Here is a 12,608-nt window from a genome sequence, read left to right as displayed (position 1 = left end):
AGTTAAGTTTGATTGGTGTTTCACCTGAAAGGTTTAAATAATTTTCTTAATTTTAAGGAACTATTCAAAATCAAACTCTATGAATCCAGCAAACAATAAAATCGCTTTTTTTTCTACACAGCCTTATGATAAGACGTTTTTTAACAAATACAATGAAGAATTTGGCTTTCGATTAGATTTTTTTGAAACACAATTAAATCCGCAGACTGTAGCTTTAATTGAAGAATGTGAGATTGTTTGTGTTTTTGTTAATGATATTGTAAACGAAACAGTTATTAAACAATTAGCAGAAAAAAAAGTAAAAATAATTGCTTTGCGTTGCGCTGGTTTTAATAATGTTGATTTAGAAGCGGCTAAAAAAAATAATATAAAAGTTTGTCGCGTTCCTGCATATTCTCCACAAGCTGTTGCAGAACATGCGATGGCGATGATTTTGACTTTAAACAGAAAAACGCATAAAGCGTATAATAGAGTTCGCGAGCAAAATTTTTCCCTAAACGGATTATTAGGTTTTGATTTATTCGGAAAAACAATTGGAATTATTGGAACAGGAAATATTGGTAAAGCATTTTCTAAAATTGCATTGGGTTTTGGCTGTAAAGTTTTGGTTTATGATATTGTAGAAAGTGACGAAATGAAAAAAGACGGCGTTTCTTTTGTTGGTTTAGAAGAGATTTTCAAATCTAGTGATATCATTTCGCTTCATTGTCCGCTTAACGATCAAACGAAACATATAATCAATAAAACTTCACTTTCTTTTATGAAGGAAAGCGTTATGATTATCAACACCAGCCGTGGCGGATTAATCGAAACATCATCGGTTATTGAAGGTTTAAAAGAAGGTAAAATAGGTTATTTAGGAATTGACGTTTACGAACAGGAAGAAAAATTGTTTTTTAGAGATTTATCGGCAGATATCATTCAAGACGATGCAATTCAGCGTTTAATGAGTTTTCCGAATGTTTTAGTAACGGCGCATCAAGCGTTTTTTACAAATGAAGCTTTGACGCAGATTGCTTTAGTTACCTTTAATAATATAAAGTCTTTATTGGCTAAAAATGATATTGAAAATAAAGCGGCTTTGTTGGTATAATTTAAATATCAGATTATGAAAAATAAAATTTTAATTCTAATTGGAATATTGGCATTGCATTCTTGCCAAAATAAAAATGATTCGAAAAATATTGTCAAAACAATTATTCAAGATACTTTATCCAAAACAGTAGGAGGAACGGCAAATTTAAGTGATGCTCCACCAAGAGATGATAAAGCAGTTGAGCTAATCAGAACGCAGTTAAATATTTTATTAAAAAGTGATTTACCTACATTAACAAAAGACGATCGTTACTTTTATTACGAAGAATTTGATTTAAATAACGATAAGAAAAACGAATATTTTGTTGGTTTCTCCAACTCATATTTCTGCGGAAGCGGAGGCTGTTCAGGATATATTTTAAATAATGATGGAAGTGTAATCAATAAATTTACCGTAACTGATTTTCCAATTTATGTGACGACTTCATCAACAGAAAAATTTTATGATTTGATATTTGAAAGCGGAGGAAAATTTCATCTTTTAAAATTAAAAAGTGGAAAATATCCTTCAAATCCATCTGTTCAGGAGGTTTTAAAAGGTAATGTTCCAAAAGAAAGTACAAAAGTTTTGGATGTTAATTCTAAGAAATTGGAGAAGTATTCGTTTTAAATTCCAATTTTAATTTATTTAAACTGGAATAAAGTCCAGCTCTACAATATGATTTGTTCCTTCGGAACTAGAAAAGAGCTTCAGCTCGATTTATATTGTAGGGCCGGACTTCAGTCCGGTTGATGGTTGGGAATATAAATTCTAAATAAAAACCCGATAGGTTTTATAGCCTATCGGGTTTGAAATATTATAAAATTCAATTTAAAATTTACCCCACCAATTCCACAAATTTAAACTCGCCGTCAACGACAACTTTAGTCAAACCGTGTTTAGATAAGTTTTTCATAGATGCATCCCATTTTTTACCGCTTAAGTTAGCTGTAATTTTTAGCTGCGTTAGATCCATTCTATTTTCATTTTTAGTAAGCAAGTCAATGATGAATTTTTCTTCATCAGATAATTCAATCTGAGCTTGTTTTTTCTCAGGACGCATTTGAGGGAATAATAAAACTTCTTGAATAGAAGCATTATTTGTTAAATACATAATCAAACGATCCATTCCAATTCCCATTCCAGACGTTGGAGGCATACCATATTCAAGCGCTCTTAAGAAATCCTCGTCGATAATTCCGTTTGCTTCGTCGTCACCTTTTTCAGAAAGACGCATTTGATCTTCAAAACGTTCTCTTTGATCAATTGGATCATTTAATTCAGAATATGCATTTGCAATTTCTTTACCACAAACCATCAATTCAAAACGCTCAGTCAACTCTGGATTATCGCGGTGCTCTTTACAAAGCGGAGACATTTCTTTTGGATAATCAGTAATGAAAGTTGGCTGAATATAATTTCCTTCACATTTAGCTCCAAAAATCTCATCAATTAATTTTCCTTTACCCATTGTTTCGTCAACCTCGATTCCCATTCCTCTTGCGGCTTCAAACAATTCTTGTTCTGTTTTTCCAGAAATGTCAAAACCAGTAAAATGTTTGATAGAATCTGTCATCGTAACGCGTGCATAAGGCGCTTTAAAGTTGATTGTGTGCTCGCCAAAAGTAACTTCGCTTGTACCATTTACAGCAACGGCACAATGCTCCAATAAACCTTCAGCAAATTCCATCATCCAGTTGTAGTCTTTGTAGGCTACATATATTTCCATTGCAGTAAACTCAGGGTTATGCGTTCTATCCATACCTTCGTTACGGAAATTTCTAGAAAACTCATAAACGCCTTCAAATCCACCAACAATTAATCTTTTTAAATATAATTCATTTGCAATACGCATGTAAAGCGGAATATCAAGCGAGTTATGGTGCGTAATAAATGGTCTTGCCGAAGCTCCACCAGGAATTGACTGTAAAACCGGAGTGTCAACTTCCAAATATCCAGCGTCGTTAAAATAACCACGCATTGCAGTAAATAACTTAGTACGTTTAATGAAAGTTTCTTTAACCTGCGGATTTACAGTTAAATCTACATAACGCATTCTGTAACGTAACTCAGCGTCGTTAAAAGCATCGTGTACATTTCCTTCTTCGTCAACTTTTGGTAACGGAAGCGGACGTAACGTTTTACTTAAGAAAGTAAATCCGCTTACACGAATACATTTTGCACCAACTTGCGTAGTAAACAATTCTCCTTCAATACCAATAAAATCACCTAAATCGGTTAATTTTTTGAAAACTTGGTTGTACAAAGTTTTATCGTCACCTTCACACAAAACATCACGATTCACGTACAATTGAATACGTCCTTCGCTGTCTTGTAACTCAGCAAAACAAGCTTTACCTTGATCACGAACACTCATCAAACGTCCTGCAACGATAACCTTCTTACCTTCCTCAAAAGTTTCCTTTATCTGCTTCGAAGTATGATTTACAGGAAAAAGATTAGCTGGATAAGGATTGATTCCCAGATTGCGTAAGTTTTGAAGTTTTTCTCTTCTGATGATTTCTTGTTCTGATAATGCCATTTTGTGCTCTTTTTTTAAGTGTGCAAAGATAAAGAAAAGAATGCAAATTTTAGAATGCAGTTTTTAGATTTTTTGAAGCATTAATTTATTGGATTTCAATCACCTTTTGTCCCGCTATCCGTTTCAATCTTTTATGCCGAACACCGGTATAAAAGGATTTCCACTTCTATCGGGGCTAGATTAGACCTTTTTGTTTTTATTAGACCTTTATATTGTAAGAAATTAAATAAAAAACAGATTATCTTAGCAACTCAAAACCTCAGAACTTTTCCAAAAAAATGAAATACCTATCAAGTTTATTATTTATAATTTTATTTACAAGTTGTCAAATTACAGAAACTATTACCATCAATTCTGACGGAAGCGGCGATATAAAAGTCGAACAAATTAGAGACGAAAACAGTTATATGCAATTGGCTGGCGAAGAATATTCTAAAGAAAATGTTTTTCAGGATACAACTTACGTCTTTAAAGAATATATCGATAAGTACAGTGAGAACTTCGCAAAATATACCGCTGAAGAACAGCAGTTATTTAAAAAATATGAAAATGTAAAAGTGCATCTTAAAAAAAGTTCTTTTGAGAAAGAATATAAAAATGAGTTTTCGCTTCACTTTAATAAAGTCTCTGAAATTCCAGATCTATTTAAAACAGAAAATTATGCTTCAGATATTCAACACAATTATGCTTTGACCGCCGAAAATCATTATTATAAAATAGAATATAATTTTGATGGAAAAATTTTCAAGCGTTCTGTTTCTATTACAAATATTGCTGAATTAGAAAAAGCAAAACAAGAATCGGAGAAATTCTTAACTAAATACGGTTCTTCAAAATTGGTTCAAAATTATATTTTAAAGTATCATTTTCCTTTTAAAATAAAATCAGTTTCAAATTCAAAAGCAGTCATCAGTTCAGACAAAAAATCTTTAACATTAGAATTTTTGCTTTCTGATTTTTCCCAAAATCCTGAAATAACAAATTTGGAAGTGATTTTAGAATAAAACTTCAAATAATTTTTAAAAGAAGGTATCTTCGCCATATAACCTAAATCTATTTTTATGAAAAGAATTCTACTTAGTTTTTTTATTGTTTTTTGTGTTGCAAGCTGTACGCTTAAAGAAAAGGTCGTGATGAACGAAGACGGATCCGGAACTTTTTCTTATGGATTTGATATGTCTCCGATGTATAAAATGGGGATGAAAAAAACAGATTCTACGAAAGTCAATAAAATTGTAGATACTACTTTTACCTTCAAAGATATGCTTAACAAGTTAAGTGACAGTATTTCTAAATTGCCAAATGCAGATAAAGAGAAAATCGAGATGCTGGAGAAAGAAAAAGAGAAACTTAAAATTTTGGAGAATTTTAAAGTTAGCATGAAAGTAAACGACGAGAAAAAGCAATTCGAATACACTATGTCTATTGATTTTCCTAAAGGAACAGATTTTAAAACTATTGCAACACCTGCCGAAAGTTTAGAAGCGTTGGCGGCGACAGACAAAAAAAGATTAGGAGCTTTAAGTGCCGCGCCAAAACCTGAAGAAAAGTCTAATACCACCATTTTTTATGATGGAAAAGTTTTTATTAAATCGGTAACATCTTCTAAAGACGACAAAAAAACTAAAAAGAAAAAAGAAGCTAAGAAAGAAAAGAGTGATGATCCGTTCTCAAAACAAATGAATGAAATGCTGAAAGAATGTAAATATATAGCAGAATATCACTTTCCTAAAAAGATTAAAACTATTTCAATCAAAAATGCAGTGATAGCATCAGATAGAAAAAGTTTTATTGTCGAAATTCCGCTAGAGAATATGCAGGAAAGCAGTGTGGATTTTGGTTTCAAAGTGGAGTTTGAACAATAATTAGAGGTTTTTAATAAGATGTATTTTTAAAAATAGTCTTCGTATCTTTGATAAAAAATTGTACTACGATGAAATTATATAAATTACTTAGTTTTTCTTTTTTAATAGCAACATTGACGAGCTGTACTTTTACCGAAAACATTTACATCAATGACAACGGAACTGGAAAATTTTCTGTAGATATGGATGGTTCTTCTTTAATGGAAATGGCTGGAGATCAGATTGCTGGTCAAATGGGAGAAGATGCTAAAAAAGATATCGATTCGACTTTTACATTCAAGCAATTATTTGAACAGAAAAAAGACAGTATTGCCAAATTGTCTCCTGAAACTCAAAAAGAACTTAAAAAACTAGAAAACTTTGTTGTAACGACCAAAATGAGTTCTTCCAAAAAGCAGTTTTTAATGACTTTAGGAACCGATTTTAAAAATGTAAACGAATTACAAGATATTCTTCAAACTTTAAGCACATTTCAAAAACTAGAAGGCGGAGCTGGCGCAAGTCCGCTTGGAAGTGGTTTTGGAGATAATAACAGTAAATTAAGTTACACTTACGACGGAAAGAAATTTACAAGAAAAGCAGTAATCGATCAGCAAAAATTGGCTGCAAAACCTAAAGATTCTGCTGGAGATATGTCTAAAATGATGTTTGCATCTTCTAATTATATTGTAAAATATCATTTTCCAAAAAAAATAAAGAAAGTCTCTAATCCAAACGCTTTGTTTAGCGACGATCGAAAATCACTTACCATTCAATACTCTTTTACGGATTATATGGAGAATCCAGACAAACTTAACTTTGATGTTGAGTTTGAAAAATAATTAAAATGAACAAAAATATCCAACTTCAGGATCTGGGAAAAAGAGATTATAAATCGACTTGGGAATATCAAGAAGAAATTTTCAAAGATATAGTCGATTTAAAAATCAAGAACAGAAGAGAAGAACTTGATCTGCCAACTCCAAATTATTTATTGTTTGTTGAGCATCCGCACGTTTATACCTTGGGTAAAAGCGGCGATTTAGAAAACTTATTATTAAACGAAAAACAACTAGAAGCCAAAGGAGCGACTTTCTACAAAATAAATCGTGGTGGTGATATTACGTATCACGGGCCTGGACAAATTGTAGGTTATCCTATTTTGGATCTAGAAAACTTCTTTACCGATATTCATAAATATTTGCGTTTTCTAGAAGAATCTATTATCCTGACATTAGCAGAATACGGTTTAGAATCGGGCAGAAGCGAAGGCGAAACTGGAGTTTGGCTTGGTGCAGGAACTCCATTTGCACGTAAAATTTGCGCAATGGGCGTTCGCGCGTCACGATGGGTAACCATGCATGGATTTGCCTTAAATGTAAATGTAGATTTAGGATATTTTGACAATATTATTCCGTGCGGTATTCGCGGAAAAGGCGTTACTTCTTTAAACGTTGAACTTGGTGTTCAAAAAGTTGACGAAGAAGAAGTAAAAGCCAAAATTATTAAACATTTAAAAGATTTATTTGAAGCAGAATTCATCTAAAATAAACTTCTAAATATTATAAGCCGCTTCTAGTTTTTGGAGTGGTTTTTTTGTTTTTTCTCTTAAAAAATGCAATATTTTCATTCTAAAAGCTCTTTTTTGAATTTGAAATAGAGTTTGAATAATTAAATAGAAATCGGTTTTTTACAAAAATATATTTCAAAAAAATGAAAAAACAATTGGCAAAAGTTAAGATTTTGAAAGGATGCTAAATTATATAACTTATGTAATTGTCTAGTGTATTTGTGCTAAATTTGAAAACATCGCAAGTAAAGTTTAATCAAATCTAACCAAATTCCTTATGAGAAAAATCTACTTATTATGTTTTCTATTTATTCTTAATGGTCTTTTTGCTCAGAAGAAAGATAAATTATATCCAATTACTGCTTACGAAAAAGCATGGCAGGAGAAAAATAGTGATGCTCGATTGAAAATGATTAAATCGATTTGGCTCGAAGACAGTACTTTTGAAGATCCTTCGGCATCGATAAAAGGAACGGCAGCTTTTAATAATGTGATAAATGAATTTTATAAAAAATTTCCAGATGCTATTTTATCATCAGGTCCAAAGATTGTAAAAGATAATTATGTGACTTGGGAATGGAAAATTGTCGACTCGAAAAATAAGCTTATAATAGGTGGTCGAGATTTCGCAAGATTAAATGGAAAAGGACAAGTAAGTAAAATTATTGGTTTTTGGGATAAAGATGCTGCTTTGTCTGAAGCTGATCTTCTGAAAAATCTAGAAGCTGACAATATAAAAGTAGTTGCAAAGTACTATGAATGTCTTTTTAAAACAAGAGATTTTGATGCAATGGCAACTTTGATAGAAGATGGAGCGACTTATTATCAAGCGACGGGTTTGCCTTATGGTGGAACTTTTGTTGGTTTTAGCGAATGGACTAAAATGTTTGCCAAATCAACAGAATTTTTTGAATTACAAATAGAGAAAGAACCAACTTATTTTAGTGATGCTTCTAAAAATGAAATTATTATTTATTTTACAATAAGTTGTAAATCTAAAAAATCAGGAAAAACGATGTCGATGCCAATTTCTGAGCATTTTGATTTAAAAAATGGAAAAATAACAGCAGTTAGACCTTTTTATTACGATACAAAACAGTTTGCAGAATTTCTGAAAAGTAAGAAGTGATAATAAATAGTGAATAGTAAAAAGTGACTAGCAATTAGTTAAAAAAAGCGACCTAATTTTAGGTCGTTTTTTTTATTCGAAAAAATTTAATTCGAGTTGTTCTGGCAAAAGCCTAAAACTCATTCTGTGGTATTTTGTAGTGCCATATTTTTTAATTGCTTCTCGATGTTCTTTAGTCGGATAGCCTTTGTTTTTTTTCCAATTGTACATTGGAAATTCTTCATGAATTTGATCCATATATTCATCACGATAGGTTTTGGCAAGTACAGAAGCGGCAGCAATGCTTAAATATTTTCCATCTCCTTTTATAATACTCTGATTTGGAATTGATTTTAGTAACGAAATTTCTTCAGCGGTAAATATTTTTCCAAACGTATTTTTGAGTCCTAGCTTTGCATTTATAGCGCGATTTCCATCCACTATAATATATTCTGGAATATGCTTTAGTTTTAAAATGCATTCTTGCATTCCTTTCATAGAAGCGTTTAAAATGTTTATTTCATCAATTTCATCTGGAAATAAATGAGTAACCGCAAAACATAAAGCTTCTTTTTCTATAATTGGTCTTAAAAGCGCTCTAGTTTTTTCAGACAGCTGTTTACTGTCGTTTAATATTTGATTCTCAAAATGTTCTGGTAAAATTATAGCTGCGGCTGTAACTGGACCCGCAAGACATCCACGGCCAGCTTCGTCAGTTCCAGTTTCTAAAATAAATCCTGAGAAATTTTTTTCGAGCATTTTATTTTCTTTTGAATCGCAAATATTATGATTTTTTGAAAATTGACCTAAAAAATAAAGTTCTAAAAAAATATCTAAATGTGGTTTTATAATAATTTAGTTTTTTTTTGTAAGAAAAGAACTCTTTATGTTGGTTTTGTTGTTTTAGCTGTGGAACATTTTTTTTAGATTTTAGAATCTGAGAATCAGATAAAAACGTAATGATTTTCTTTAATATGGAAGAGAATGAATATTTCTTTTTTCTATGAATGAAAGAATTTAGAAGACGAAAATGACGAAAAGCAAGATTAAAAAATTTTCCCCATTAACTTTTTGTTAAGATATTATTTATAAATATCATGTTTGTAACTTAAAAAAATGCGATTTGTTACACTTTAAAATGTTAATTATTTGTTAAAATTAGAAAGTGATAAAAAGAACGTTTTTAACCGTTTTGTTAAATATAACTACGTATAAGCGTGAAATTGTTGCTTTATTTATTTTAAGTGTTAAGGAAACATTAAAATAACATTAGAAAGCGTTAATAAACGGCTTGGTATTTTAAGAAATAATTATGATGTTTGCGAAATACTAATTCAAAATAACTTAAAATGAAATTAAAATTAAAATGGATTTGTACGCTCCTTGTAGCGTTGTCTATGCAGTTTTCTTTTGCTCAGGAGAGAACTGTAACTGGAAAGGTATCTGATAAAACAGGTGTTGTTCCAGGTGTAAATGTCCAAGTGAAAGGATCTAAAACAAGTACTCAAACAGATTTTGACGGAAGCTATTCTATCAAAGCTAAAACAGGAGATGTTTTGATTTTTTCTTACGTGGGTATGAATAATAAAAATGTTACTGTAGGAACATCTAACACAATTAGCGTTGAATTGGAGTCTGAGGCACAATTAATGAATGAAGTTGTGGTTGTTGGTTACGGTGTACAGAAAAGAAAAGAGGTAACAGGATCTATTTCTAAAATTGCCGGAAAAGACATTTCTAACTTGGTTACTCCATCTTTCGAAGGTGTTTTAGCAGGTAGAGCAACAGGGGTTCAGGTTTTAACAAATACTGGTCTTCTTGGTGCTGCACCAAAAATTAGAATTAGAGGTATTGGATCTATTTCTGGTAGTACAGAGCCTTTAATTGTTGTAGATGGTGTGCCAATTTACTCTGGTGATATTGGAGGTGTTTCTGCTACAAATGGTTTAGCAGATATCAACCCAGAAGATATCGAGTCTTTTGATGTGTTAAAAGATGGTGCTGCTACAGCAATTTACGGATCTCGTGCAGCAAATGGGGTAATTTTAATTACAACTAAAAGCGGTAAAAAAGGTGCTTTAAAAGTAAGTTATTCAAGTGTTTTTGGTGTTGCAAGTGCTGCTAAAAAATATGACTTGTTAGAAACTCCTGATTTCTTAGTGATTTCTAATGAGAAAAGAACAAATGCAGGACAAACTCCTTGGGCAGTTGGTAATACATACAATACAGATTGGCAAGCAGCAGTTTTAAGAAATGCTCCACAAGTAACGCATAATCTTAATTTTAGCGGAGGATCTGAAAAAACTAAATACTATTTGTCTTTAGGTCTTTCTGATATGGATGGTATTAACTTGGCTAATAGTATGAAAAAATATTCTATTAGAGCAAACGTTGATCAAAATATAAACAAATGGTTAAGTATTGGTACAAACTTAGCTGTAAGTAGAACAGAGTATGATGGATTGAACAGTAATGCTAGTGGTCTTTCTGGAAACATCTTTAATACTATCAGACAATTGCCTAATACCCCAATTTATGATGCTTTAGATCCAACAGGTTACAACCTTTCAGCAAATAATGCTACAGTTGGACAGTGGGATAATACAGCAGCGGTTGGAGATAACATTACAAACATTTTATATGTTTTAGATCACAACAAATATAAATCTACAACAACGAGAATTATCGCAAGTGCTTATGCAAATGCGCAAATTACTTCAGACTTAAGTTATAAATTACAGGTAAGTGCTGATAACGCAATGACTGATGGTTTTCAATATTGGAACCCTATTCATGGTGATGGACGTGGATCTAATGGTTTAGTTTACCAAGATAACAGAAACCTTTTAAGATGGAACTGGCAAAATATCTTGAACTACAAACATACTTTTGCTGAAAATCACAACATTGGTTTAACAGGAGTTGCTGAATACCAAAAATCTAGAGACAAATTGTTATGGGGGCAAGGAAGTGACATTATCAGTGATTTCTTTGATGAGAATCTTGTAACAAATACTTTCAATACTAAAGATGCAGGTGGTGGAATTTCAGAAAAAGGTATTATTTCTTACTTAGGTCGTTTTACTTATAACTTTAAAGAAAAATACTTCTTACAGGCTTCTCTTAGACGTGACGGAATTTCACAATTCGAATCTGATGTTAGATACCACAACTTCCCTGGAGTTTCTGCAGGATGGACAGTTTCTAAAGAAAGTTTTATGGAAGGAATTAGCGGTGTGCTTTCTGATTTGAAATTCAGAGGTTCTTATTCTGAAGTAGGTAACGTTGATGTATTAAATGGTGCAGCTTATCCTTCAAAAGATCTTACAATTGGTTCACCTTACGGTCCATCAAATGGTATTGGTTACTATCAGTTTAGTAATCCTCTATTACAGTGGGAAACTTCTACTAAAGTTGACTTTGGTGTAGATTTAGGATTCATGAACAATCGTTTAACGTTAGCGTTTGATTATTTCAAAAATGATATCGATAACTTAGTTTTAGCAGCTCCAACTTCTCCTTCTATTGGTATTCCAAATAATACAGTTAACCAAAACGTTGGTAAAATGTATAACCAAGGATATGAGTTCTCTCTTAACTTTAAGGCAATCAATACTCAAAATTTCTCTTGGGATATTTCTTCTAACTTAACGTTAACGAAAAACAAAGTTACGGCTCTTTACCAAGGACAATCTATTGTAGGTGGTTCTTCTACAGATACAAATATTGCCCCAAACATTATTATTGCTGAAGGTGAGTCAATCAACTCTTTATATGGTTTCAAATATTGGGGAGTTAACTCTGCAAATGGTAACCCAGTTTATTACAAAGCAGACGGAAGTTTAGTACAAGGAAACTTAAACACTCAAACTTATTTCAAATTTGATCCAAACAATCCAGGAGGACCAATGGATACTACAACAGCAGCTACTTTAAGTACAGCTGATAAGAGAATCTTAGGAAACACATTGCCAACATACTATGGTTCTGTATCTTCTAATATGAAATATAAAAACATCGATTTTGGTTTCATGTTCAGATTTAGTGGAGGAAATGACATCTTCAACTCTACAAGAAGAGAGTTGATGAATCAAAATTTCAACAACAACGGAACTGAAATTTTAGGAAGATGGCAAAGTGCAGCTAATCCTGGAGACGGATGGACACCTAGATTATATGCAAGTTCAAATACATTTACTAACCTTTCTGGAAGTGCTAGTACACGTTTTGTTGAAAAAGGAGATTTCATCTCACTTGATAACATTACTTTAGGTTATACATTACCAAAAGTATTATTAGACAAAATTGGTGTAGATACATTTAGACTTTTTGTTCAAGGCCAAAACATCTGGTTAATTTCAGATTACAAAGGTTTGAATCCTGAAATGGAAACTTCTGGAGTAGATATTAATGGTACACCACGTGCTAAAGTGGTTTCAGTTGGATTAAATGTAAGTTTATAATAAAGA

10 protein-coding genes are annotated in these 12,608 nt (G+C 31.9%); 8 read left to right on the top strand and 2 right to left on the bottom strand.

The window, feature by feature from the left end:
• The first annotated feature begins 79 nt into the window (after positions 1-79).
• Entirely contained in the window at positions 80-1,093 is a 1,014-nt protein-coding gene (locus P0R33_RS08145) for a 2-hydroxyacid dehydrogenase (RefSeq protein ID WP_276174967.1), read from the top strand.
• Positions 1,094-1,108: 15 nt separating this feature from the next.
• Positions 1,109-1,705 (top strand): hypothetical protein, encoded by a 597-nt coding sequence (locus P0R33_RS08140; protein ID WP_276174966.1) that lies wholly within the window; start codon positions 1,109-1,111, stop codon positions 1,703-1,705.
• A gap of 208 nt (positions 1,706-1,913) precedes the next feature.
• On the opposite strand, the gene lysS is transcribed toward P0R33_RS08140, so the two are convergent.
• On the bottom strand, positions 1,914-3,617 hold the full coding sequence (lysS, locus tag P0R33_RS08135) for a lysine--tRNA ligase (RefSeq protein WP_276174965.1): 1,704 nt from the start codon (positions 3,615-3,617) through the stop codon (positions 1,914-1,916).
• Positions 3,618-3,895: 278 nt separating this feature from the next.
• Here lysS and P0R33_RS08130 point away from each other — a divergent pair, with 278 nt between their 5' ends.
• The 5 genes from P0R33_RS08130 to P0R33_RS08110 all read left to right on the top strand — a co-directional run bounded on the left by P0R33_RS08130 (position 3,896) and on the right by P0R33_RS08110 (position 8,160).
• Positions 3,896-4,621 carry a hypothetical protein gene (locus P0R33_RS08130; protein ID WP_276174964.1) on the top strand — a complete coding sequence of 242 codons (726 nt, stop codon included), beginning with the start codon at positions 3,896-3,898 and terminating at the stop codon, positions 4,619-4,621.
• A gap of 57 nt (positions 4,622-4,678) precedes the next feature.
• Positions 4,679-5,482 carry a hypothetical protein gene (locus P0R33_RS08125; protein ID WP_276174963.1) on the top strand — a complete coding sequence of 268 codons (804 nt, stop codon included), beginning with the start codon at positions 4,679-4,681 and terminating at the stop codon, positions 5,480-5,482.
• A 68-nt stretch (positions 5,483-5,550) separates the two neighbouring features.
• Positions 5,551-6,303, top strand: a complete 753-nt coding sequence (locus P0R33_RS08120; RefSeq protein WP_276174962.1) for a hypothetical protein — start codon at positions 5,551-5,553, stop codon at positions 6,301-6,303.
• 5 nt (positions 6,304-6,308) lie between these two features.
• Entirely contained in the window at positions 6,309-7,007 is a 699-nt protein-coding gene (gene lipB / locus P0R33_RS08115) for a lipoyl(octanoyl) transferase LipB (RefSeq protein WP_276174961.1), read from the top strand.
• Between the two features lie 301 nt (positions 7,008-7,308).
• Positions 7,309-8,160, top strand: a complete 852-nt coding sequence (locus P0R33_RS08110; protein WP_276174960.1) for a nuclear transport factor 2 family protein — start codon at positions 7,309-7,311, stop codon at positions 8,158-8,160.
• Positions 8,161-8,232: 72 nt separating this feature from the next.
• Here P0R33_RS08110 and P0R33_RS08105 read toward each other — a convergent pair whose 3' ends face one another.
• Entirely contained in the window at positions 8,233-8,898 is a 666-nt protein-coding gene (locus P0R33_RS08105) for a ribonuclease HII (RefSeq protein WP_276174959.1), read from the bottom strand.
• A 590-nt stretch (positions 8,899-9,488) separates the two neighbouring features.
• Between P0R33_RS08105 and P0R33_RS08100 the strand changes: the two genes are divergently transcribed.
• Positions 9,489-12,602, top strand: coding sequence for a TonB-dependent receptor (locus P0R33_RS08100; RefSeq protein WP_276174958.1), 3,114 nt, complete (start codon positions 9,489-9,491; stop codon positions 12,600-12,602).
• Positions 12,603-12,608 lie beyond the last annotated feature (6 nt).

The organism is Flavobacterium sp. YJ01, assembly GCF_029320955.1.
Classification (GTDB): domain Bacteria; phylum Bacteroidota; class Bacteroidia; order Flavobacteriales; family Flavobacteriaceae; genus Flavobacterium.
Note: the sequence above shows the minus strand (reverse complement) of the source record. Positions and strands in the feature narration are given on the sequence as shown.

Bases quoted from the DNA above. Each gene is read 5' to 3' on its own strand.
- P0R33_RS08145 (WP_276174967.1), top strand. From the start codon at position 80: ATGAATCCAGCAAACAATAAAATCGCTTTTTTTTCTACACAGCCTTAT.
- P0R33_RS08140 (WP_276174966.1), top strand. From the start codon at position 1,109: ATGAAAAATAAAATTTTAATTCTAATTGGAATATTGGCATTGCATTCT.
- lysS (WP_276174965.1), bottom strand. From the start codon at position 3,617: ATGGCATTATCAGAACAAGAAATCATCAGAAGAGAAAAACTTCAAAAC.
- P0R33_RS08130 (WP_276174964.1), top strand. From the start codon at position 3,896: ATGAAATACCTATCAAGTTTATTATTTATAATTTTATTTACAAGTTGT.
- P0R33_RS08125 (WP_276174963.1), top strand. From the start codon at position 4,679: ATGAAAAGAATTCTACTTAGTTTTTTTATTGTTTTTTGTGTTGCAAGC.
- P0R33_RS08120 (WP_276174962.1), top strand. From the start codon at position 5,551: ATGAAATTATATAAATTACTTAGTTTTTCTTTTTTAATAGCAACATTG.
- lipB (WP_276174961.1), top strand. From the start codon at position 6,309: ATGAACAAAAATATCCAACTTCAGGATCTGGGAAAAAGAGATTATAAA.
- P0R33_RS08110 (WP_276174960.1), top strand. From the start codon at position 7,309: ATGAGAAAAATCTACTTATTATGTTTTCTATTTATTCTTAATGGTCTT.
- P0R33_RS08105 (WP_276174959.1), bottom strand. From the start codon at position 8,898: ATGCTCGAAAAAAATTTCTCAGGATTTATTTTAGAAACTGGAACTGAC.
- P0R33_RS08100 (WP_276174958.1), top strand. From the start codon at position 9,489: ATGAAATTAAAATTAAAATGGATTTGTACGCTCCTTGTAGCGTTGTCT.